Origin of the sequence: Amycolatopsis sp. NPDC088138, from assembly GCF_044741685.1 — a bacterium.
Lineage (GTDB): Bacteria > Actinomycetota > Actinomycetes > Mycobacteriales > Pseudonocardiaceae > Amycolatopsis.
Map to the genome: position 1 here is coordinate 683,897 of NZ_JBIUTB010000007.1, position 22,674 is coordinate 706,570.

The window sequence follows — 22,674 nt, forward strand, 5'->3', positions numbered from 1 at the left end:
CCGGCCCTCAGCGAAGGTCTGGAAAGCTGGGTACATGCGCGTTGCGCTGCTCGGCCCGCTGCGCGCGGCGGAAGACGACGGCACGCCGATCGACATCGGCGGAGCCCGCCTCCGCATGCTCTTGGCCAGGCTGGCGCTGGACGCCGGCCGTGCCGTTCCGGCCGACGCGCTGATCGACGGGCTCTGGGGCGCTGTGCCGCCCGCCGACGCGCCGAACGCCCTCCAGTCGCTGGTCTCGCGGCTGCGGAAGGCCCTGCCCGTGACGATCGAGTCCGGCCCCGGCGGCTACCGCCTCGCGGTGGCCCGGGAGGACGTCGACGCCGAGCGGTTCGAACGGCTCGCCGCCGAAGGCCGCCGCGAGCTCGCCGCCGGCCGTGACGCCTTCGCCGCCGAACTGCTCGCCGAGGCCCTCGCGCTGTGGCAGGGCGCCGCGCTCGCCGACGTCCTCGACGCGCCGTTCGCGCAGGCACCCGCCCGGCGACTCACCGACCTGCGCGCGGAGGCGGCCGAGGACCGGTTCGAAGCGCTGATCCGGCTGGGCGAGCACGCCGCCGTCCTGCCCGACCTGGCCGCCGCGGCCGACGCCGACCCGCTGCGGGAGCGGCTGGCCGGGCTGCGGATCCGCGCGCTCTGCGCCGCCGGGCGCCAGTCCGAGGCGCTCACCGTCTACTCCGGCCTGCGCCGGACGCTGGCCGACCAGCTCGGCGTCGACCCGTCGGCCGAGCTGCAGGAGATCCAGCTGGCCGCGTTGCGGGGCGAGTTCGCGCCGCCGTCCCCGGTGGCCGACCGGCTGCCGACGCGGCTGACGACGTTCGTCGGCCGGGGCGACGAGCTCAAGCTGCTGGCCGAGCTGCTCGGCGGGGCCCGGCTGGTCACCCTGACCGGACCGGGCGGCGCGGGCAAGACCCGGCTGGCCACCGAGGCGGCGTCCCGGCACCCGGTGCACCACCAGGGCCGCGTCTGGTTCGCCGCGCTGGCCGGTGTCCGCAGCCCCGACGACGTCGAGGGCGCGCTGCTGAGCGCGCTGGAGGTCCGCGACATCCGCAGCACCGAGACCGAGGTCCGCCGTCGCCCGGCGGACCCGCTCGAGCAGGCCGTCGAGGTGCTCGGGGGTGCGGACGCGCTGCTGGTGCTGGACAACTGCGAGCACGTCGTCGACGCCGCCGCGCGGCTGGCGGACGAGCTGCTGCACCGGGTGCCGCGGCTGCGGATCCTGGCCACCAGCCGGGAGCCGCTGGCGATCACCGGCGAGGCGCTCTGCCCGCTGGGGCCGCTGCCGGTGCCCGCGGAGTCCGCCGCGCCCGCCGAAGCCGCCGAGCTGGACTCGACCCGGCTGTTCCTCGACCGGGCGGCCGCGGTCCGCCCCGACTTCGTCCTCGACCGGTCCACCGTGGACCACGTCGGCGAGATCTGCCGACGGCTCGACGGCATGCCGCTGGCCCTGGAGCTGGCCGCGGCGCGGCTGCGGTCGATGACCGTGGCCCAGATCGCCGGCCGGCTCGGCGACCGGTTCCGGCTGCTCACCTCGGGCAGCCGCACGGCGTTGCCGCGGCAGCGGACGCTGCGCGCGGTCGTCGAGTGGAGCTGGGACCTGCTGACCGACGCCGAGCGGGTGCTGGCCCGGCGGCTCTCGGTGTTCACCGGCGGCGCCGAGCTGGAGACGGTCGAGGCCGTCTGCGCGGACGGGTCGCTGCCCGCGGCCGACGTCCCGTACGTGCTCGGCAGCCTGGTCGAGAAGTCCATTGTGGACACGGTGGACGGAGGTCCCGGCGAGCCGCGGTACCGGATGCTGGAGACGCTGCGGGCCTACGCGACCGAGCGACTGGTGGAGTCGGGCGAGCTGGACGCGACCCGGCGCGCGATGGCGACGTACTACACCGAACTGGCGGCCCGGCTGGAGCCGGTGCTGCGCACCCGTGAGCAGCTGCCGGCGATCGACCGGTACGAGGCCGAGAGCGCCAACATGATCACGGCGCTGCGCGGCGCGATCGAAATGTCCGATGTGGACAACGCGATCGGGCTGCTGGACGGGATGTTCTGGTACCTCACCATTCTCGGCCAGAGCGGCCGGTTCGGCGGGCTGGTCCGCGAGACGCTCGCCTTCGGCGACCGGCTGCCCCCTGTCGTCGCCGCGGCCTACAAGGCGATCCTGTACCTGATGGACATGGTTCCGATGCGCACCGACGACTCGGACACCCTGCCGGTGGTCGACGAATGCGTCCGCACCGGCGCGATGGACCGTTACGCCGGGCTCTCGGTGGCGCTGCCGATGCTGGCCTTCCTGGGCGGCGACCGCGATGTCGCGCTCCGCGAGGTGCGCCGGTCGGCCGGGAGCGCGGACGCGTGGACCCGCGCCGGCGGGCACTGGGTGGAGAGCTTCGTGCTCGACGACGAGGGGGACGTCGAGGGCGCGGACCGGGCGCGCGACCTGGCCTACGCCGGCTTCGTCGAGGTCGGTGACCGCTGGGGCATCGCGATGACGCTGAGCTTCAAGGCGTACGCGCTTTCCCAGGCGGGTGAGAGCGCGAAGGCCATCGAGACTTACCAGCAGGGTCTGGCGATGTCGATGGAGCTGCGTTCGCACGAGGACGCCGTCCAGCACTGGTGGCGGCTGGCCGTGGAACGGGCCCGCGCCGGCGACTTCGAAGGGGCCTGGCGCGACCAGGAGGCCGCCGAGCGGTACGGCGCGGCCATCACGAACCCGCAGCAGAAGATCGTCCTGCTGTTCGGCCGGCTGGAGCTGCTGGTGCGCACGGGACGGCTGGCCGAGGCCCGGGTGCAGCTCGATCGGGTCGGGGAGCTGGCGCGGGACGCGGAGTTCCCCGGTGGGATGGGTGAGGAGTGGGTCAACGCGGCCGAGGCACGCCTGAGCCTGGCCACCGGCCGTCCCGGCGAAGCGGAACCCTTCGCCGTCGCGACGATCCGGTCCACGTACCTGCGGGGCGACATGCCGGACCTGGCCGGCGCCGTGGAGCTGCTGGCCCTGATCCGGGCGGGGCAGGGGCGGTTCGAGGTGGCGGTCCGGGCCCTCGCCGCGTCCGCGGTCATCCGCGGCCGGCTCGACCTCGGCAGCCCCGAGCTGCGGGAGCTGCGCGCTTCGCTGAATGCAGCGTTGCCGGAATACGAAGAGCGGTACGAGCAGGCCAGGAAGGTGTCCAAAGAGGACACGATCACCTGGCTCCTGGCGGAGCTGGACGCGGTCAAAAGCTGAAGGGGACGCCCGCCCCCCGGCGAACGTCCCCTTCAGCTACTGGCGTGGGTCACCCCCGTGCACCCGCGCCCTCAGACCCGCCGGCGGTAGGCCCAGGTGGCCAGCGGGAAGAACACGATGACCGCGCCTGCCATCCAGGCCAGGGCGCCGGCCAGCGGGCCGGCGACGGCGCCGCCGTTCATCAGGCCGCGCAGCGCGTTGGCCATCAGGCTCACCGGGCTGATGTCGGCCCACGCCTTCAGCCAGCCCGGCATGGTGCTCGTGCTGACGAACACGTTGCTGCCGAACGTCAGCGGCATGATGAAGACGAACATCAGGGCCGTCGCCGCGCCCGGCGACTTCATGATCATGCCGACGAACACCGAGCCCCAGCAGAAGCAGAGCCCGAACGCCAGCGCCAGCAGGATGGCCACGACGAACTCGCCGGGGCTGGTCGCGATCCGGTAGCCCATGATCGTCGCGACGACCATCAGCACGGTCAGGCAGACCACGTACCGCACGATGTCGGCCAGCACCGCGCCGATCAGCGGTGCCGACCGGGCGATCGGCATGCTGCGGAACCGGTCGAAGACACCCTTGGTGATGTCGGTGTTGAGGTTCGTGCCGACCGTGAGGCACGCCTGCAGGATGTTCATCACCATGATCCCCGGGACGACCATCTGCAGGTACGCGTCGGTCGAGCCGGACAGCGCGCCACCGAACAGGTAGACGAACATGACCAGGAAGATGATCGGCATCAGCGTGACGTCGGCCAGCTGCTCCGGGTTCTTGCGGATCTTCAGGACGCCGCGCCAGGCCAGCGAAAGCGCGTGCTGGAAGCCCTTGGCGGGGCTGATGTGCCGCGGCGGGGCCGGGCGGTCGAGTGCCAGGGTCGTCATGCCAGGCTCCCTTCGAGATCGCGGGTGTCGTCAGTGGACTCTTCGGCGGCGTGCCCGGTCAGCGCGAGGAACACCTCGTCGAGGCTGGGCAGCCGCAGCGCCAGCTCGTCCGCGGTGATCCCGGCTTCGTCGAGCTTGCGGACCAATGTGGACAGCAGCACCGGGTCGCTGACCGGCGCGGTGAGCAGCCCGGAGGCGTCGTCACGGGTCGGCCGGACGCCGGAGAGGTCGCCGAGGATCCGGTTGACGGCGTCCATGTCGGACAGCTGGGTCGGGCGCACCTGCAGCGTCTGGCCGCCGACCCGGCGCTTGAGCTCGTCGGCCCGGCCGTCGGCGACGACACGGCCGTGGTCGAACACGGTGATCTTGTCGGCCAGCTGGTCGGCCTCTTCGAGGTACTGCGTGGTCAGCAGCACCGTCGCGCCGTCGGCGACGAGGTTGCGGACGACGTCCCAGACCTCGTTGCGGGCGTGCGGGTCGAGCCCGGTGGTCGGTTCGTCGAGGTAGAGCACCTCGGGCCGGCCGACGAGGCTGGCGGCCAGGTCGATCCGCCGCCGCATACCGCCCGAGAACGTCCGGATCGCGCGCTTGGCCGCGCCGGTCAGCTCGAACCGCTCGATCAGCTCGGTGGCCCGTGCCCTGGCCTGGGACCGGGACAGGCCGTAGAGCCGGCCGATGAGCATCAGGTTCTCGATGCCGTTGAGGTCCTCGTCGACCGACGCGTACTGCCCGGTCAGCCCGATCAGGCTGCGGACCCGGACCGGGTCGGCGACCACGTCGTACCCCCCGACCGTGGCTCTGCCGGAATCCGGTTTCATCAACGTCGCCAGAATGCGGATCGCGGTCGTCTTGCCCGCGCCGTTCGGCCCGAGCACCCCCACCACCTGGCCGTAAGGGACCTCGAGGTCCACCCCGTCCAGCGCCTTGGTCTCCCCGAAGTGCTTGACCAGGCCTTCAGCCTGGATCGCGTGCGACATGGCGTTCCTCCTTCGCAGTCGCTTACGGGAGCCACAGTGGACCCGCGGGCTGGCAGGCCGCGCACAGCGCGCTGGCAGCGGCTGTCCGGCACTGGCAGGCGCTGGTGGAGATCTTGTGGAGGAGTTGTCGCCGCCCGGGCCGTCCGGCCGCCGCCTCGGCATACTCGGCACCATGGTGACAACGGAAGAGACGCGGGTGCGGCGGAAGAACCCGCTGGTCACGGCCCTGCTGGTGGTGCCAGTGGTGCCGTTGGCGGTCCTGGCCGCGCTGCGCCTGATCGGTTTCGACGGGGACTGGTACACCCTCGTCGTGCTGTCACTGACGCCGTACGCGGTCGGGTACGGCGCCGTGTTCGGCGGGCTCGCGCTGGCGTTCCGGCGCTGGTGGGCCGGCGGGGTCGCGCTGGTGCTGGCGGTCGCGCTGGCCGTGCTGGTCGTGCCGCGGGTTTCGGCGAGCGAGCAACGCGACGTGCACGGCAAGACGCTGCGGGTGCTCGCGTCGAACCTGCTCTACGGCCAAGCCGACCCGAAAGCCGTCGTCGACCTGGTGCGCACGCAGCGGATCGACGTCCTGAACCTGGTCGAGCTGACCCCGCGCGCGGTCGACGGCCTGACGGCGGCCGGGCTGTTCCAGACGCTTCCCTACCGCGTGCTGCACGCGGCGCCCGGCGCGTTCGGCTCGGGGATCGTGTCGCGCTTCCCCCTGACGGAGGTCAACCTGACGGGTGATTCCGCGGCCAAGCAGCCGGGCGCCCAGGTCGACCTCGGCGACGGCGTGGTGGCGGAGGTCGTCGCCGTCCACCCGATCTCCCCGGACGTCGACACCCCGCAGTGGGAGCGCGAGATCAAGGACCTGTCGCGCGCGGCGGGCGAGCACGGCCTGCGGATCCTCGCGGGCGACTTCAACGCGACCCTGGACCACGCGGCCTTCCGCACGGTGCTGTCCCGCGGTTACAACGACGCGGCTGAGCAGCACGGCTCGGGACTGTCCCCGACGTGGCCGTCGTCGATGCCGCTGGTGACGATCGACCACGTCGTCGTCGACAACCGCGCCGCGGTGCGGGACTACCGGGTGTTCGACGTCCAGGGCAGCGACCACCACGCGGTTTTCGCCGAAGTGCAACTGCCGTGAGCGGGCCGCTGGCAGGCTGACCGGTATGCGAAGACTCCTGCCGTTGCTCCTGATCGCACTGGTCGCCGGTTGCGGACAGGCGGGCGGCGCGTCGTCAGCGCTGGGCTTCACCATGCACGCCGGGGCGGTGCAGTTTCCCGCCGACGGTGACTGGGTGGCGTCCAACGTCGGCCTGAAGGCGCTGGTCCCGGTGGGTGGCTGCGTGCTCGGGATCGGCAACTACGCCAACGGCTACCGCGAGGTCACGGCCAACTGGACCGGTGACGCGGGGTGCACGTCGCTGAAGATCGATCCGGCGCCGGGCAGTGACTCGTTCGGGCGGAACACCGGGGGCAACGGCTGGCGCGGCGGCGGGCTGGACGCCGTGGCCGCGGTGCCCGGCCCGAACGGCTCGGTGGTCGGCGTCGGCACGGAGTTCGGCCGCCGCGAGGCCGACGGCACGCTCGTCCGGCTGGCCGGCCTGGACGGGCAGCTGAGGCCGACCGCGCTCGCCCGCTCCGGGACGAACCTCGTGGCCGTCGGCACGGCGTCCCTCGGGAGTTCGACCAGTCCGGTGGCCTGGGTGTCGGCCGACGAAGGCAAGTCCCAGCGCACGGTCGTCATGCCGGTCGCCGGGGGTGCGAACGTCGCGAGCGGCCCGTGGTCGGTGGCGGCCGCCGGTCCGGAGCTGCTCGCGGTCGGCTATTCGAACCCGCACCTGCAGATCTGGGCGTCGCACGACGGTGGCGGCAGCTGGACGGTGTCCGAGCTGCCGACCTCGTCGGACAAGAAGCTCGTGTACGGGATCCTGCCGGTGTCGGGCCAGTGGCTGCTCTACGGCGAAACGAACGACGGTTCCCTGCAGACGCCGTTCGTGGTCATCGGAAAGCCCGGCGCGTGGTCCACAGTGGACGTACCGGGACCCGGCGGGGTCGTGGCGGGAACGCTGGACGCGCACGGGGTGCCGGTGCTGGCCGCGCGGACCATGGAGCCGCACGACCGGTTCTGCTCGTCGGTCCTGGTCCCCGAGGGTTCGGCCTGGCAGCGCGGTGACCTGGGCTGTTCCGGCTCACCGGTGACGGCGGCGGCGACACTGGCCGACGGCCGCGTGCTGCTCGCCGGCAACCGCGACCTCTGGTTACGCCCGTAGCTGTTCGAGCGTCTCCAGCGCGCCGGCCGCGATCGACACCCCGCGGCCGTGGCGGATCCGGGGCTCTCGCGGGTTGATGCGGATCAACGCGCCGGTCGCGGCGCTGGCGAGTTCGCTGTAGCGGCGGACCGTCGGGACCGCCTGGCCCGCGCCCAGTTCCACCACCACGAGGTCGCGCACCGTGCGGCGCCAGGCGGTCAGCTCGTCCAGCTGCTCCTGGCTGCGGTCCGGGACCCACTCGTAGTCGCCGAACATCAGGATGTTGGGGCGCGCCAGGCCGCCGCAGCGCGGGCACGACGGCAGCGGCGGCACCGCGCGCATCGTCTCGGTGTCGACGGCCACGGAAACGTCGGCGGGCCAGATCTCGGTGGTGCAGCCGGACAGGCACTGCAGGTGGTGGATCGACCCGTGTGCTTCGGCGACGTGCTCGAAGCCCGCCTTCTGGAACTGTCCGTCCACATTGGACGTGAAGACGCGCACGCCGCCGGGCGGCCGGATCTCGCGCAGCAGGGCGAACCCGCGGTGGGGCACCGTCTTCCGGTACAGGTCCAGGCGGTGGCCGTAGAAACCCCAGGCCAGCTCGGGATCTTCGGCGAAGTGACGCGGGTCGGCGATCTCCTCGAACCGCAGGCCGAGCCGGGCGTACGGCGGGTACGCGCGCCAGAACCCCTCGCCGCCCCGGAAGTCCGGCAGGCCGGAGTCGACGCCCATCCCGGCGCCGGCGCAGATCAGCAGCGCACCGGCGCCGTCCAGCAGTTCCGCGGCGCGGGCGAGGTCACTCACCCGGCTGCGAGCCGAGGACGACCTCGAACTCCAGCAGGCTGGCCCCGCTCGACACCGGCTTGGCGCGCTCGCCGGAGTGCGCGGCCGCGGCGGCGCCACCGGTCGCCCAGGCCTGGTAGGCCTCCTCGGTCTCCCACTTCGTGTAGACGAAGTAGCGGGTCTCGCCGGAAACCGGCCGCAGCAGCTCGAAGCCGAGGAAGCCGGGCTGCTGGTCGACGGCGTGCAGCCGCGCGCCGAACCGCTTCTCCAGCTCGGGGCCGGCACCTTCGGGAACCTCGATCGCGTTGATCTTCACAACACTCATGGCTCCACCCTACTGACGCCGTGTCGACCCTCCAATCACGTGTGATGCCCCTTCAATCACACGTGATGCCTCTCCGATCACGGGTGTGACCCGTCCGAGCACGGGCTCCGGGGCACCTTGCGTGACCCGGCGGGCATCTCGCGTGATCAGAGAGGCATCGCACGTGATTGGAGGGGCATCACACGTGATTGGGGGGTCGACACGCGGGCCGTGGTCAGCTGCGCAGGGTGCCGGGGTAGAGGTCGGCGTCCGCCGGTAACGCTGTGCCGTGGAACCAGTCGGTGAAGAAGGGCTTCAGGTCCTGGCCGGAGATGCTGCGGGCCAGGTTCTCGAAGGACGTCCACGTCGCGTTCGCGTGCCGGTACTTCGCCGGCCACTCGTGCAGGAGGCGGTCGAACGCCGGGTCGCCGATCTTCCGGCGCAGGGCGTGCAGCGCGAGGATGCCCTTGTCGTAGACGCCTTCGAACTCGTGCCCGGCGCCCATGCCGACCAGCTTGCGGCTCCAGAAGTCGGTGCTGCCGCGGGTCAGCTCGATCGCCGCGCGGTAGCGGTCGTCGAGGTTCTGCCCCTCGCGCTCGCCCCACAGCCACTGCGCGTACGACGCGAAGCACTCGTTCAGGCAGGTGTCCGACCAGTCGGCGACCGAGACCGAGTCGCCGAACCACTGGTGGGCGTTCTCGTGCACCAAGGTCAGCAGCTCGGCCCACTTCGCGTACGTCGGCCGGGTCTGCGTCTCCAGTGAGAAGTGGATGTCCTCGTTCAGGTAGATCCCGCCGGCCGCCGACTGCGGGTACGGCCCGAACTTGCTGCTCAGGAAGGTGAGGACCTCGGGCAGCCGGTCGCCGGTCGCGCGGTGGTCCTCGGCGCCGGGGGCGTACGCGGAGACGACCGGGGTGCCGTCCGGCAGGGTCGAGCGGTCGACGCTGAACTTGTCGATCGCGACGGTCGTCAGGTAGCTCGCCACCGGGTTCGTCTCGGTCCACGTCGTCGTGGTCTTGCCGCCGGCGTGCACCGGCGGCAGCTCACGGCCGTTCGAGATCACCGTCCAGCCGTCCGGGACGTGCGTGGTGAGCGTGAACGTGGCCTTGTCGCGCGGGGTCTCGTTCACCGGGTACCAGTACGCGGCCGAGTGCGGCTCGCCGACCATGTAGGCGCCGCCGTCGGCGGAGTGCTGCCAGCCGTTCTCGCTGCCGCCGTTGTGCGGGGTCTTCGCGGGGTCGCCGCCGTAGCGGACGCGCGTGTGGAACGTCGTCCCGCCGCGGATCGGCGCCGACGGCGTCACGACCAGTTCGAACGCCTTCTCCCGGCTGAACCTCACCGGCCGGCCGTCGATTTCGACACTGCTGACGTCGAGTCCGCGCAGGTCGAGGTCGAACCGGCTGAGGTCCTGGGTGGCCTTCGCGGTGACCGTCGTGTCGCCGTCGAGGTGGCCGCTCGCCGGGTCGTAGCTCGCGTCGACGTGGTAGTCGAGGGCGTCGTAACCGCCGTTGCCGTCCTCCGGGTAATACGGATCACCGGCGCCCGGCGCCCCGGGGACCGGGTGCATCGGGGGTGGTGGGGGCGGCGCCGGGACGGCGTCACCGCTGCAGGCCGCGGCGGAGATCACCACACTGCAGAGGGCGAGGGCGGTGAGTCGGCGGCGCATGCAGCCCAGCCTAGGTCATCGTGCGCGACCGCTCGGTCACGTTCCGTACCTGCGGATCTGTGGTTAGGTGACCGCGTGCTCTGTTTCGGCGGCAGCGGCGTGCCGATCGTCCTGCTCCACGGCCTGATGGGCCGCGCGCGGACGTGGCGGCGCGTCGCGGAGTGGCTCCGGCCCTACGGCGCGGTGTACGGCCTCGACGCGCGCGGCCACGGCAGCGCGCCACGCGTCGGCCCCTGGACGACCGAGCGGTTCGCCGAAGACGTCGCCGACACGCTGCGCACCCTCGACGCCGGCCCGGCGGTGCTCATCGGCCATTCGATGGGCGGCCTGCACGCGTGGGCGACGGCCGCGCGGTACCCGGAGCTGGTGCGCGCGGTGGTGTCCGAGGACTTCGCGCCGGACCAGCGCGGCCGGACCGTGGAGACGTGGCGCGGGTACTTCGAGAGCTGGCCGGTGCCGTTCAAGTCCCTCGACCACGTCCGCGAGTTCTTCGGCGACGCGGGCGAGTACTTCACCGACTGCGTCGAGGAGCGTTCCGACGGGTTCCACCTGGTCGCCGACCTGGAGGACCTGTACGTCATCGCCGCCGAGTGGGGCCGCCGGGACTACTGGTCCACTGTGGACGCGATCCGCTGCCCGCTGCTGCTGGTCGAGGGTGAGCACACGGCCATGCCGCCCGGCCAGCAGGCGGCGGTCGCGGCCAGGGTGCCGGGCGCGAAGCACCTGGTCGTCCCCGGTTCGGCCCACCTGCCCCACGACGAGGCCCCGGAGACCTACCGGGGCGCCGTCGAGGCCTTCCTGTCCCAGGTCCTGAACCGCTAGGCCCGGGAGAGGTCCGCTCGCCAGGCCGCCGTCGAGCGGTCGGCCGGGACGATCAGGGGCCAGACGTCCGAGCCGAGGAAGCCCGTCTCGTCGGCCGCCTTCGACGCGGTGCACGTGTCGCGCGGCAGGCCGGCCTGCGCCGTCAAAGCGGTCACGGCGTCCTTTGTGGACTTCCCGAAGACACCGTCGGCGGGCACGCCGAACCCGGCCGAGCGCAGGAACTGCTGCGCCAGCCGCACCTGCTTGCCCGTGTCACCCGGCTTGAGCAGCGGCCACCCGGCCTCGGCCCGTGCCACCGGTACGCCGAGGACCCGCCCGACGGCGGTGCGCAGCTCCGGCAGCCGGTTGTAGAGCACCTGGCCGGGGCATTCGGTCGTGTTGAAGTCGCGGTGGCCCTTGATGAACTCCGGCGCGATGCCGTACTGGTGCGCGATGTAGGCGACCAGGTTCACCAGCGAGTCCCACAGGGCCTGAGGCACGTCGACCGTGCTGTACAGGCCCTCGTTCTCGATGCCGATGACCTCGCTGTTGTGGTTGCCGACGTTGGCGCCCTGCACGTGCTGGGTGCCGCCGCGCAGGATCTCCAGGCTGCGGTGCCGGCCTTCGGTGACGAACCCGCCGCGGCTGTTCGTGAACTGCTGGCCGCTGTCGATCCAGCCGTTCTTGTCCATGTGCAGGTCCTGGATGAACTTCGCGACGTAGAACGCGCGAGCCAGGGAGAAGTCGTTGTTCATCGGCGGGTCGACCGCGTGGTGCACGACGATGTAGGTCGGTTTGTGGTTCTCCACCACGATCGGGCCGGTGGCGGCCCGGGCACCCCACTCGGCCGTGCCGTGGATGGTCGGCGTGGGTACGGCCGCCGCTGCCGCCGTTCTGATCCCCGTCAGCCCCAGTGTTCCGACCGCGGTCGCCGTGAATCCCGCCTTGAGCAGGGCACGGCGGTCAAAGTCCGCCATTGCGTGACACCTTCCGCCGGAATGCAACCAGGCGAAGGTAACCCCGCATCGCGCCTAAGACAACTATTGACCAACTTTTGCAGTAGCGCGTTAGTGTTCGCCCGGAAGTGCGAAGAGGCCGTCGCGGGTCTGCTCCAGCAGGCCGTCGACGAGCAGCGAGTCCAGGCACCGATCACGCTGGCCGCCGTCGTGCCAGACGAGGTCCAGTTTCGCCTTTTCGACCGGCCCCTCGGTGCCGCGCAGGACGTCGAGCAGCAGCCCGCGCACCTGCCGGTCGGTGCCCGCGAACTTCTGCACCGGCTTGGCCGGGCCGGCGTACTCCGGACGTCCGGCGTGCTGCCACGCGCACTCGTCGTACACCGGGCAGTCCGCGCAGCGCGGGGCGCGCGCGGTGCAGATCAGCGCGCCGAGCTCCATGATCGCGGCGGAAAAGCGCGCGGCCGGCGCCTCGTCGGCCGGCAGCAGCGCCTCGACGTCGGCCATGTCGCGGGTGTTCGACGCGGGCCCGGCGTCGCCCGCGCCGTGCACCGCCCGCGCGACGACGCGCCGCACGTTCGTGTCGACGACCGGCGCGCGCTGCCCGTAGGCGAACGCGGCGACGGCCCGCGCGGTGTAGGCGCCGATCCCCGGCAGCGCGAGCAGGGTGTCCACATCGGACGGGACGACGTCACCGTGCTCGGCCGCGATCACGCCCGCCGCCTGGTGCAGCCGCAGCGCGCGGCGCGGGTAGCCGAGCTTGCCCCAGGCCCGCACGACCTCGCCCTGCGACGACGCGGCCAGCGCCGAGGGCACCGGCCAGCGCGCCATCCACTCGTGCCAGATCGGCTCGACGCGGGCGACCGGCGTCTGCTGCAGCATGATTTCGCTGACCAGCACACCCCAGGCCGAGCACCCGGGCTCGCGCCAGGGCAGGTCCCGGCCGTGCGCGGAGAACCAGTCGAGCAGTACGTCAGCGTCCACAGCCACGCCGGGAGGCTACTTCGCGTACTTCGGCAGCTCGCGAGCGACCTCGCCCGGCGACGGCATCGCGGCGATCTCCGCGGCGAGCGCGCGGGCCGCGTCACGGCAGGACGGCAGCTTCCGCGCCTGTTCGGTGACGGCGTCCGCGCTCAGCTCACCGGGCCGGAGCTGCAACGCGGCACCGGCGGCGACCAGCGCGTCGGCGTTCGCGAACTGGTCGGCACCCTGGGGCAGGACCAGCTGCGGGACGCCCTCGGCGAGCGCGCCGAGCGTGGTGCCGCTGCCGCCGTGGTGGACGACCGCGTCGGCGTGCGCCACCACGGTGGCCTGTGGCACCCAGGACTGGACGGTGACGTTGCGCGGCACCGCGCCGAGTTCCTCCGGGCGCACCCGGCCGGAGGCGACGACCACGTGCGCGTCGAGGGCCGCCAAGCCGCGGATCGTCGTCGTGAGCACCTCGGCGGTGCCGAACGCGGTGCCGAGCGTCAGGTAGACCAGCGGTCGCGACGGCCGCTCGAAGGGGCCGGGTTCGGCGTACGGCACCGGACGCAGGGCGATCCGCTCGGCCGTCGCAAGGAAGTCCTTGTCCTGCAACGATGCCGGGCAGATGTCCAGGTGCGTCCCGCCGCTGGGCCGGTCGAACCCGATCCCGTCGGGGAGCAGCCGGCCGAACCCGTGCCAGAGCGCGGGGATCCCGGCCCGCCGCGCAGCGACGGCCGCCTCCGGCACACCCCAGCCGTGCACGACCAGGTCCGGCCGCAACCGCGCCAGCTCCGGTTCCAGGTCTTCGGCGTAGATCTCGTAGAACGAGTCGGCGGGCCGGAACGGCCGGAGCCCGTTCCGGAGCAGGGCCGCGTGGACGTGCTCACCGGCCGCGAAGTGCACCTCGTGCCCGGCCTCCCGCGCCGCGATCGCGAGCGGGATCAGCGGGTAGGTGTGACCGGGTGACGCGAGGCCGGTGAAGAGGACGCGCACGCTGTACCCCGTTCAGATGGTGACGGCATCTGAACGCGAAGGCTACTCGACCTCGGTGAGCTTCCCGGTCTTGACGTCGTAGACGAAGCCACGCACGTTGTCGGTGTGCGGCAGGAAGTCGCTCCGGCGCACGCGCTCCACCGACGTCCGGACGCTGTTCTCGACGTTGCGGAACGCCTCGACCGCCCAGGTCGGGCGCAGTCCGGTGTCGCTCTCGAGCTCGTCCTTGAAGTCGTCCTCGGTGACCATCGAGAGGCCGCACTCGGTGTGCTGGACGATCAGGACCTCGCGGGTGCCGAGCTTGCGCTGCGACAGGGCCAGCGAGCGGATCATGTCGTCGGTGACCACGCCGCCGGCGTTGCGCAGCACGTGCGACTCGCCCTGGAGCAGGCCGAACAGCTCGAACACCCGGATGCGGGCGTCCATGCAGGTCAGGATGGCCACCTGGAGTGACGGCTTCGGGGTCGACCGGTCGCCGGGCGTGATTTCGCCGAGTTCCTGGTTGCGCTTGAGCAGAACGTCGATCGAGGTCATCGGTCACCTTCCGGCCAGTGGCCCCGCGGCGCGGGCATACTCGTCCATTGGACCTGGGCCGGATGCGATCAGGCAATGCAAAAAGAGCTAGATCACCGCAGGTAACCCAGTTTTAGGGGGTCCGGGTGGCGGAGCCCCCGGCCGGGGCGAAGCCCCGGATGGCACAGTGTCAGCCGCCGAACCAGGGTTCCTCGACCGTGCGCGGGGGTGCCGACGTCCGGCCGATGCGCAGCTCGGTCGGCAGCGTGATCACCTTCGGCGCGCTTCGCTCGCCCGAGCTGAGCAGCAGCCGCCCGGCCATCTTGCCCTTCTCGAGCACCGGCTGGTGGACGGTCGTGAGGCCGATCCGCTCGGCTTCGGCGATGCCGTCGAAGCCGGTGACGGTGAGGTCCTGCGGCACGCGCAGCCCGCGCCGTTCGGCCTCCGCCATGGCGCCGAGGGCGAGGATGTCCGAGGTGCAGATCACGGCCGTGATCTGCGGATACGCGTCGAGCAGCTGCCGGGCGGCGGACGCGCCGTCGTCCACCGTGTGGTCGAAGCGCTCGATCACCGGGACGCCGGCCCAGTCGACGCCGGCCGCGGAGAACGCCACGGCGAGCGCTTCGAGCCGGGTGCGCTGGACGTGGAAGTGCGCGCCGCTCTGGCGCACCGGGGAGACGAAGTCGTCGTTGCGCTCGCGGGCCAGCCGCATGCAGATGACGCCGACCTGCCGGTGGCCGAGGCCGACCAGGTGCTCGGCGATCTTGCCGACGGCGGCCGCGTCGTCCGGGCCGACCCGGTCGATGCCCTCGATGCTCGGCTGGTCGATGATCACCGTCGGCACCGGCCGCTCCAGCACGGCGGCCAGGTGCGGGTCGTCGTCCGGCACGGAGTAGACGACGAAGCCGTCGACGCCCGCGCGGTGCACCGCGGCGACGTCCTCCCGGCCCGGGCTGGCCGGCACCAGGTGGAGGCCGACACTGGCGTCTTCGCAGGCCAGGGCCAGTCCTTCGAGGACACCGACGGCCGCGGGGTCGCGGAAGGCGTAGGAGAGGTTCTCGGTGAGCAGGAGCCCGACGGCGCCGGCCTTGCGGGTGCGCAGCGAGCGGGCGACGGGGTCGGGTCCGGGGTAGCCGAGGCGCCGCGCGGTCTCGAGGACCCGGCGGCGCAGTTCCGGGGACAGCTGGTCCGGCCGGTTGTAGGCGTTGGACACCGTGGTCCTGGACACACCGAGCTCCGCCGCGAGCGACGCCAGTGTCGCCTGCCTCCGGGTGCGAATAGGACGTCCCATCAGCAAACCGTAACGGTTCAGATCGTTTTCCTGAAGAGACACCCCGCGTGGTCGATGTCTCGATCCGCATGCGTGAACTCGCATACACCAAACCTGGATCGGATGGCCAGGAAGTCATCCGGATGGGGTAAGGTGAATCTGACAACGGTTTCCATTAGCGTCTGAGTGTCTTCAGGAGAGTCCACCGATGAGTTCCCGCCGCGTGCTCGCCGCCGCTTCGGCCCTGTCCCTCCTCACGCTGGCCGCGTGCTCCGGTGGCGGGTCGTCCGGCGCCGACGGCGGTGGGCAGTCCGGCGGCGACGGCAAGATCAAGGTCGTCGCCTCGACGGACGTCTGGGGCAGCGTGGCCAGTGCTGTCGGCGGGGACAAGGTGCAGGTCAAGTCGGTCATCCACGACCCGTCGGCCGACCCGCACTCCTACGAGACGACGGCCGACGACGCCCTCGCGGCGAAGGACGCGCAGCTCCTGCTGTCCAACGGCGGCGGTTACGACGAGTTCTTCGGCAAGCTCACCGACCAGGCGGGCGACGCGAAGAAGATCGTCGCCTACGACGTCGCCGCGACCGGCGACGAGAACGAGCACGTCTGGTACGACCTGCCGGGTGTCGACAAGGTGGCCGACCAGGTCGCCGCGCAGCTCGGCGAGCTGCAGCCGGCGTCGAAGCAGGCCTTCACCGACAACGCGACCGCGTTCAAGGCGAAGGTCGGCGCGCTGGAGAAGCGCCTCGGCGAGCTGGGCGCGTCGCACCCGGGCGCGAAGGTCGTCGTCACCGAGCCGGTCGCGCACTACCTGCTCCAGAGCGCGAAGCTGACGGACGCGACCCCCAAGGCGTTCTCGGACGCGGTGGAGAACGACACCGACGTCCCGGCGGGCGCGGTGAACGAGTACAAGCAGCTCATCGCCACCGAGCAGGTCAAGGCGCTGATCAACAACGCGCAGACGGTGACCCCCCTGACCCAGGACGTCGTCGGCCAGGCGAAGGCCGCCGGAATCGGTGTCGTGGACGTGACCGAAACGCTGCCCCAGGGCGTGACGGACTACATTGGCTGGATGACCGGGGAAGTCGATGCGCTGGCGAAAGCGTTGAGCTGAGCATGGCTCCCGTTTCTGACGACGTACGTCCCGCGGTCCGGGTCCGCGGTGCGGGTCTCGCGTTCGGTCCCCGGACCCTCTGGTCGGGCCTCGACCTCGTCGTCGAGCCGGCTGAGTTCCTCGCCGTGCTCGGTCCGAACGGCTCCGGCAAGAGCAGCCTGCTCAAGGCGATGCTCGGCATGCAGGGCCTGTCCACGGGCACGGTCGAGATCGCCGGCGGACGTCCGGGCGGCGCGAACCGCAAGGTCGGGTACATCCCGCAGCAGCGCGCGATCGACGAGTCGCTGACGCTGCGCGGTGTCGACCTGGTCGGGCTGGGGCTCGACGGCCACCGCTGGGGCACGGGCCTGTTCGGCATGGCCGCGCGCCGTCGCCGAGTCGCTTCGGCCATTTCCGAGGTGGGCGCGACGCGGTACGCGAAGCAGCCCGTCGGCCGGCTGTCCGGCGGCGAGCAGCAGCGGCTGCGGGTGGCGCAGGCCCTCGTCGGCGACCCCGAAGTGCTGCTGTGTGACGAGCCGCTGCTGTCCCTGGACCTGGCGCACCAGCGCGCGATCAGCGAGCTGATCGACGAGCGGCGGAGCACGGCGGGTACCGCGGTGCTGTTCGTGACGCACGAGATCAACCCGGTGCTGCCGTTCGTCGACCGGGTGTTGTACCTGGTCAACGGCTCCTTCCGGATCGGCAAGCCGGACGAGGTGATGAACACCGAGACGCTGTCGCAGCTGTACGGCACGCGGGTCGAGGTGCTCAAGGTCGGCGGGCAGATCCACATCGCGGGCGCGCAGAGCTCGCTGTGCGAGGAGGAGCCGCACCACCACGAACACGACGTCGAAGAACAAGTGGGCTGAGTCTTGGATCTGTTCGACTTCGGCAAGACCTGGGAGCTGATCACCGAGCTCGACGGCGTCCAGACGGCGTTGCTGGCGGCTGCGATCCTCGGCCTGGTGGCCGGCGTGCTGGGCCCGCTGATCGTGATGCGCCGCATGTCGTTCGCCGTGCACGGCACATCGGAGCTGGCCTTCACCGGCGGCGCGGCGGCGTTGTTGCTCGGGATCGGCGTCGAGTACGGCGCGCTGATCGGCGCGGTGGTGGCGGCGCTGCTGCTGGGCATCCTCGGCGCCCGCGACGCCGACCGCGACTCCGTGATCGGCGTGATCCTGTCGTTCGGCCTCGGCATGGGCGTGCTGTTCCTGTCCTTCTACAAAGGACGGTCCGGCAACAAGTTCGGCATTCTCACGGGCCAGATCATCACCATCGATTCGACGAACCTGACGTTGTTCGTGGTGTCGTCGGTGGTGGTGCTGGCGGTGCTGGCGCTGGTCTACCGGCCGCTGCTGTTCGCTTCGGTCGACCGCAATGTGGCGGTGGCCCGCGGCGTCCCGGTCAAGACCCTGACGGTGGTGTTCGCGCTGCTGGTGGGCATTTCGACGGCGCTGAGCGTCAAGGTGGTCGGCTCGCTGCTGGTGGTGGCCCTGATGGTGACCCCGGCCGCGGCGGCGGCCCGCGTGACGGCGTCCCCCTGGAAGGCGACGGTGCTGTCGATCGTCTTCGCGGAGGTGTCGGCGATCGGCGGGATCGTGCTGTCACTGGCGCCGGGACTGCCGGTGAGCGCGTTCGTCACGGCGATTTCGTTCTTGATCTACGTGGTGTGCCGGGTGATCGCCTGGCAGCGGGACCGGCGGACGCGGGTGCGTGCGGTGGCCTCGGCGGCTGAGCTGGCCTCGGTGGCTTGATCAGCTGGCTTGGCTGCCGTCGCTGACGATGGCGTTTTCTGGACGTTCAACGTCCCAAATCCTCCATCGACCCGAGGTGGGGGCTCGGCCGAGGAGCCGCGCCCGCTGAGCTGATCGCGTTCACTGGCCTGGCCGCGCCTGTCGACTTGGCCGCGCCCGCCGGCTTGGCCGCGTGCACCGACCTGGCCGCTGCTGCCGACTTGGCCGCGCCCGCCCACCCGCCTGGCCGCTGCTGCTGACTTGGCCGCGCCCGCCGACCTGGCCGCGCCCGCCGACCTGGCCGCGCGCAACGACCTGACCTGGGCTGTCCACAGGGTCGCGTGGTTGTGGACAACTCGGCCCTTCCCGCGCCGATTCGGGGGCTTTGTCGCACCCCGCCGATAGACTGGACAAGGGGACGCCCCCCAAGGGAAGGGCGGGGGGAGCTTCGCGGCCGTGAGGGCGACGGGCGCAGCGGGCTTGGGCGCTCGGCGAGGTGGCGGGTTCGGAACCCGTCGCTCACCCGCCCGCCGTGGCCTAACCCAGCATCAGCAGGACCTGCAGCTCCCCGACCAGGAAGCCGATCACCCCGCCCACCGCGATGAGCTTCCACTCGTCCTGGCGGAACGCCGGTCGCAGCAGCCCCTCGAATTCCAGCGGCGTCAGCGCGAGCATCCGCTGCTCGATCATCTTCGCGACGTCCATCGCCTCGGTCAGGTAGCCCTCGGCGTAGCGCGCGGTGTCCGGCAGCTGCTCCAACGCCTTCGTCGCGGCCGCGTGCTTCATCTCGCGCAGCCGGGGGCCACCCACCGTCAGCGTCAGCACCGAGGCCGACATCTGTGTGTCGACCGCGGAAGACACCATCTGCTCGACCAGCGCCGCCAAGCGATCGGCTCGCGGGCCGCGGAGCACCGCGTCCAGCAGGTTCTGGACCGTCAGGACCTCGGTCGCGATCAGCTCGCCGTACTGCCTCGCGACCTCCGCGCGCCGCCGTTGGAACTTGCCCTGGAAGATCACGCGGCCGACGCGGACCGGCTCGCGGGGGACGAAGATCAGCTTGATCGCCAGCCAGTCCGTGCACAGCCCGATCACGCCGCCGAAGACCGGCAGCACCCACGGCTCGCGCGTGAATGCCCAGACGATCGTCTGCACCAGACCCAGCCCGAAGCCGAAGTAGATGCCCATCCGGGCGATGAACGCCATCTCCGGCCGGGACGTCTCGCGGATCAGCCGCACCAGCAGCGCGCGGTCGCGGGTCAGCCGCTGGACCGTCATGTGCTGGACGTCGAGCACCTCGTCGAGGTTCTCGCGGACGTCGTCGAGGAACTCCCGCACCAGCCGCGGCGCCGAGGCCTGGACCTGCTTGATCAGCATCTCCTGCGCCAGCGTCGGCATGACCTCCCACAGCCGCGGGTGGTGCTCGGCCAGCACCTCGCGCGCGATGTGGTCGACCGCGCGCAGCAGCGGCTGCTCCAGCTCGCTCGTGATGATCACCGGGTCGATCCGGCCGAAGACCTCTTTCAGGTCGAGCAGGTTGGCCGTCAGCAGCTCGGTGGCGACCGCCGCCATCCGGCCGCCGTGCTTCGGGACGACACCCTGCCAGCCGAAGACCGGCTTGATCCCGACGAAGTCGAGCGGCCGGAACATCATCTCGATCGCGACGCGCTTGGTGACGTACCCGATCAGCGCCGCGATGAACGGCATCGCCGCGTACAGCGGCCAGTGCAGCGCGAGGTCGTTCAGGACAGCGTCCATCCCGACCTCCCTCGCACACCCGAAAGCGAAACCGTACCGGCTAACCGAGCAGCGCGAGCACCTGCAACTCGCCGACGAGCCCGCCGATCACCGCGCCCACCGCGATCAGCTTCCACTCGTCCTGCCGGAAGGCCGGCCGCAGCAGCTGCTCGAACTCGAGTGCGCTCAGCTTCCGCATCCGGTCGACGATCGTGTTGCGCACGTCGAGCGCGTTGACCGCGTAGTTCTCGGCGTACCGGATCGTCTCCGGGACGCGCTCCGCGGCCTTCGCCGCCGCCGTCTGCTTCAGCTCCTGGAACCGCCGGGTGCCGACGGCGATGGCCACGAACGGCTTGACGACGCTCGCCTGCGCGTCGATCGTCTTCTGCACCTCACGCGTGATCATCGTGAACAGCCGGTCGGACTTCGGCCCGCTCAGCACCGCTTCGAGCAGGTTCGGGATGGTGATGATCTCGCGCGCGATCATGTCGCCGTAGTCGGCGGCGACGACGTCGCGGCGCTTCTGGAACACGCCCTGCCAGGTGTAGAAGCCGAAGAACCGGCGCGGCTCGCGCGGCAGGAAGATCATCTTGAGGGCCAGCCAGTCGGTGAGCCAGCCGATGCCGAGGCCGAACAGCGGCAGCACGATCGGCGACCTCGTCAGCGCCCAGACGACGAGCTGCACGCAGCCGAGGGTGAACCCGAACCAGATGCCGGAGCGCGCGATGAACCGCATCTCGGGCCGGGAGATGTCGCGGATCAGCCGGTTCAGCAACGCCTTGTCGCGCACCAGGTTCGTCACGACCATGTGCTTGAGGTCGAGGACGTCCTCGATGTTGTCGGCGATCTCCCGCATGATCTTGGTGATCGCCCTCGGCGCTTCGGCCTGCACGCGCTTGAGCAGCAGCTGCTGCGCGCCGTTCGGCAGCACCTCCCACAGCCGCGGCTGGTAGGTCTCCATCACCTCGCGGGTGACGTCCTCGACGACCCGCAGCAGCGGCTGCTCGATCTCCTTCGCCACCTGCGCCGGGTCGAGCCGGGCGAAGATCTCCTTCGGGTCGACGAGGTTCGTCGTCAGCATCTCGGTGGCCGTCGCCGCCATGCGCTCGGCGTTCGCCGGCAGCACGCCCTGCCAGCCGAGGAACGGCTTGACGCCGACGAACTCCACGGGCCGGAACATCATTTCGATGGCCACGCGCTTGGTGACGTACCCGATCAGCGCCGCGATGAACGGCATGGTGACGTACACCTGCCAGTGCGTGCTGAAATCCACGACCGCACGCTATCGGCCCTTGATCAGTGCAGCAGGAGCAGCACCTGGAGTTCACCCACCAGGCCACCGATCACCGCGCCGACCGCGATGAGCTTCCATTCGTCCTGCTTGAAGGCCGGCCGCAGGATGCCTTCGAACTCGATCGGCGTCAGCTGCTGCATCTTCTCGACGATCGTGTTGCGGACGTCGAGGGCGCCGGTGGCGTAGCTCTCGACGTGTTTCACCGTTTCGGGGAGGTAGGCGATGGCCTTCTCGGCGGCCGCGCGCTTCATCTCCTGGTACTGCCGGCCGCCCATGGTCAGCGCCACCAGCGGCTTGGCGATGCTGGTCTGCGCGTCGATCGTGCGCTGCACCTCGCGGGTGATCAGCGCGAACAGCCGGTCGGCGCGCGGGCCGGTGAGCACGGCCTCCATCACGTTCCGCACGGTCAGGACCTCGTCGGCGATCAGCGCGCCGTAGTCGGCGGCGACCTCCTGACGTCGTTTCTGGAACATGCCCTGCCAGCGGAAGAAACCGAAGCCGCGCGGCTCGCGCGGGTAGAAGATCATCTTGAGGGCCAGCCAGTCCGTGACGAAGCCCGTGACGAAACCGAAGATCGGCATGATCAGCGGTTCCTTCGTCAGCGCCCAGGCGACGAACTGGACGAGTCCGATCACGAACCCGAAGTAGATCCCCGACCGCGCGATGAACTTGAACTCGGGCGTGGCGACCTCGCGGATCAGCCGGCAGGTCAGCGACTTGTCGCGGACCATGGCGTTGATCAGCATGTCGTTGACGTCGAGGACGTCGTCGATGTTGGTCGAGACCTCGCGCAGCAGCCGCTTGACGACGTCGGGCGCCTGCGCGCGGACCTGGTCGAGGAGCAGCCGCTGTGCCCGCGACGGCAGCATCTCCCACAGCCGCGGCTGGTAGGTCTCCATGACTTCACGTGTGACGTCTTCGACGGCCTTGAGCAGCGGGGTTTCGAGCTCTTTGACCATTTCCTCCGGATCGAGCCGGGCGAAGATCTCCTGCGGGTCGACGAGGTTGCGGGTCAGCAGGTCGACGGCGGTGGTGGCCATCCGCCGCGAGTTCGCCGGGATGACACCCTGCCAGCCGAGGAACGGCCTGATCCCGGTGAACTCCAGGGGCCGGAACATCATTTCGATGGCCACGCGCTTGGTGACGTACCCGATCAACGCGGCGATGAACGGCATGGTCAGGTACACGTGCCAATGCGCACCGATGTCGGCGAGGACGGCCGGAATGTCCACAGTGGCCTCCTCGCCGTTAACGGCTGGTCAACA

General features: G+C 71.1%; 20 protein-coding genes. 7 read left to right on the top strand and 13 right to left on the bottom strand.

Going from position 1 to position 22,674, the window contains the following annotated elements:
- The first annotated feature begins 34 nt into the window (after window positions 1-34).
- The gene (locus tag ACIOD2_RS39935) at window positions 35-3,211 is read left to right on the top strand and encodes a BTAD domain-containing putative transcriptional regulator (protein WP_400550217.1); all 3,177 of its coding nucleotides are present in this window, start codon (window positions 35-37) and stop codon (window positions 3,209-3,211) included.
- Window positions 3,212-3,282: 71 nt separating this feature from the next.
- On the opposite strand, the gene ACIOD2_RS39940 is transcribed toward ACIOD2_RS39935, so the two are convergent.
- Window positions 3,283-4,089 carry an ABC transporter permease gene (locus ACIOD2_RS39940; RefSeq protein WP_400550219.1) on the bottom strand — a complete coding sequence of 269 codons (807 nt, stop codon included), beginning with the start codon at window positions 4,087-4,089 and terminating at the stop codon, window positions 3,283-3,285.
- The gene (locus ACIOD2_RS39945; protein WP_400550221.1) at window positions 4,086-5,066 is read right to left on the bottom strand and encodes an ATP-binding cassette domain-containing protein; all 981 of its coding nucleotides are present in this window, start codon (window positions 5,064-5,066) and stop codon (window positions 4,086-4,088) included. The genes ACIOD2_RS39940 and ACIOD2_RS39945 overlap by 4 nt, the downstream gene beginning before the upstream one ends.
- Window positions 5,067-5,181: 115 nt before the next feature.
- Here ACIOD2_RS39945 and ACIOD2_RS39950 point away from each other — a divergent pair, with 115 nt between their 5' ends.
- Window positions 5,182-6,198 (top strand): endonuclease/exonuclease/phosphatase family protein, encoded by a 1,017-nt coding sequence (locus ACIOD2_RS39950; protein ID WP_400550223.1) that lies wholly within the window; start codon window positions 5,182-5,184, stop codon window positions 6,196-6,198.
- A 25-nt stretch (window positions 6,199-6,223) separates the two neighbouring features.
- Entirely contained in the window at window positions 6,224-7,327 is a 1,104-nt protein-coding gene (locus tag ACIOD2_RS39955; protein WP_400550225.1) for a hypothetical protein, read from the top strand.
- Here ACIOD2_RS39955 and ACIOD2_RS39960 read toward each other — a convergent pair.
- The 3 genes from ACIOD2_RS39960 to ACIOD2_RS39970 all read right to left on the bottom strand — a co-directional run bounded on the left by ACIOD2_RS39960 (window position 7,316) and on the right by ACIOD2_RS39970 (window position 10,059).
- A complete protein-coding gene (locus ACIOD2_RS39960) occupies window positions 7,316-8,110 on the bottom strand; it encodes an SIR2 family NAD-dependent protein deacylase (protein WP_400550227.1) in 795 nt (264 codons plus the stop codon). The genes ACIOD2_RS39955 and ACIOD2_RS39960 overlap by 12 nt on opposite strands.
- A complete protein-coding gene (locus ACIOD2_RS39965; RefSeq protein ID WP_400550229.1) occupies window positions 8,103-8,414 on the bottom strand; it encodes an antibiotic biosynthesis monooxygenase family protein in 312 nt (103 codons plus the stop codon). Before ACIOD2_RS39965 ends, ACIOD2_RS39960 begins: the two co-directional genes overlap by 8 nt.
- 214 nt (window positions 8,415-8,628) lie before the next feature.
- A complete protein-coding gene (locus ACIOD2_RS39970) occupies window positions 8,629-10,059 on the bottom strand; it encodes a M1 family metallopeptidase (RefSeq protein WP_400550231.1) in 1,431 nt (476 codons plus the stop codon).
- Window positions 10,060-10,134: 75 nt separating this feature from the next.
- Between ACIOD2_RS39970 and ACIOD2_RS39975 the strand changes: the two genes are divergently transcribed.
- The gene (locus tag ACIOD2_RS39975) at window positions 10,135-10,881 is read left to right on the top strand and encodes an alpha/beta fold hydrolase (RefSeq protein WP_400550232.1); all 747 of its coding nucleotides are present in this window, start codon (window positions 10,135-10,137) and stop codon (window positions 10,879-10,881) included.
- On the opposite strand, the gene ACIOD2_RS39980 is transcribed toward ACIOD2_RS39975, so the two are convergent.
- From ACIOD2_RS39980 to ACIOD2_RS40000, 5 genes are all read right to left on the bottom strand, one after another.
- Window positions 10,878-11,837 carry an N-acetylmuramoyl-L-alanine amidase gene (locus tag ACIOD2_RS39980; protein ID WP_400550234.1) on the bottom strand — a complete coding sequence of 320 codons (960 nt, stop codon included), beginning with the start codon at window positions 11,835-11,837 and terminating at the stop codon, window positions 10,878-10,880. The two genes, ACIOD2_RS39975 and ACIOD2_RS39980, sit on opposite strands and share 4 nt — an antisense overlap.
- Window positions 11,838-11,927: 90 nt before the next feature.
- Window positions 11,928-12,803 (bottom strand): A/G-specific adenine glycosylase, encoded by an 876-nt coding sequence (locus ACIOD2_RS39985; protein ID WP_400550236.1) that lies wholly within the window; start codon window positions 12,801-12,803, stop codon window positions 11,928-11,930.
- Between the two features lie 9 nt (window positions 12,804-12,812).
- Entirely contained in the window at window positions 12,813-13,772 is a 960-nt protein-coding gene (locus tag ACIOD2_RS39990) for a glycosyltransferase (protein WP_400550238.1), read from the bottom strand.
- 42 nt (window positions 13,773-13,814) lie between these two features.
- On the bottom strand, window positions 13,815-14,306 hold the full coding sequence (locus tag ACIOD2_RS39995; RefSeq protein WP_392760164.1) for a beta-class carbonic anhydrase: 492 nt from the start codon (window positions 14,304-14,306) through the stop codon (window positions 13,815-13,817).
- 169 nt (window positions 14,307-14,475) lie between these two features.
- A complete protein-coding gene (locus ACIOD2_RS40000) occupies window positions 14,476-15,576 on the bottom strand; it encodes a LacI family DNA-binding transcriptional regulator (protein ID WP_400550240.1) in 1,101 nt (366 codons plus the stop codon).
- Window positions 15,577-15,763: 187 nt separating this feature from the next.
- On the opposite strand from ACIOD2_RS40000, the gene ACIOD2_RS40005 reads away from it, so the two are divergent.
- The 3 genes from ACIOD2_RS40005 to ACIOD2_RS40015 are packed head-to-tail and all read left to right on the top strand — an operon-like array spanning window position 15,764 to window position 18,402.
- A complete protein-coding gene (locus tag ACIOD2_RS40005; protein WP_400550242.1) occupies window positions 15,764-16,669 on the top strand; it encodes a metal ABC transporter solute-binding protein, Zn/Mn family in 906 nt (301 codons plus the stop codon).
- A 2-nt stretch (window positions 16,670-16,671) separates the two neighbouring features.
- Window positions 16,672-17,517, top strand: a complete 846-nt coding sequence (locus ACIOD2_RS40010) for a metal ABC transporter ATP-binding protein (RefSeq protein ID WP_400550244.1) — start codon at window positions 16,672-16,674, stop codon at window positions 17,515-17,517.
- A 3-nt stretch (window positions 17,518-17,520) separates the two neighbouring features.
- The gene (locus tag ACIOD2_RS40015) at window positions 17,521-18,402 is read left to right on the top strand and encodes a metal ABC transporter permease (RefSeq protein ID WP_400550246.1); all 882 of its coding nucleotides are present in this window, start codon (window positions 17,521-17,523) and stop codon (window positions 18,400-18,402) included.
- 516 nt (window positions 18,403-18,918) lie between these two features.
- Here ACIOD2_RS40015 and ACIOD2_RS40020 read toward each other — a convergent pair.
- The 3 genes from ACIOD2_RS40020 to ACIOD2_RS40030 are packed head-to-tail and all read right to left on the bottom strand — an operon-like array spanning window position 18,919 to window position 22,641.
- Window positions 18,919-20,136 carry a DUF445 domain-containing protein gene (locus ACIOD2_RS40020; protein WP_400550248.1) on the bottom strand — a complete coding sequence of 406 codons (1,218 nt, stop codon included), beginning with the start codon at window positions 20,134-20,136 and terminating at the stop codon, window positions 18,919-18,921.
- Between the two features lie 40 nt (window positions 20,137-20,176).
- The gene (locus ACIOD2_RS40025) at window positions 20,177-21,352 is read right to left on the bottom strand and encodes a DUF445 family protein (protein ID WP_400550678.1); all 1,176 of its coding nucleotides are present in this window, start codon (window positions 21,350-21,352) and stop codon (window positions 20,177-20,179) included.
- A 59-nt stretch (window positions 21,353-21,411) separates the two neighbouring features.
- Window positions 21,412-22,641: a DUF445 family protein gene (locus ACIOD2_RS40030; RefSeq protein WP_400550250.1), complete on the bottom strand. Its 1,230-nt coding sequence runs from the start codon at window positions 22,639-22,641 to the stop codon at window positions 21,412-21,414.
- Between the last annotated feature and the right edge of the window lie 33 nt (window positions 22,642-22,674).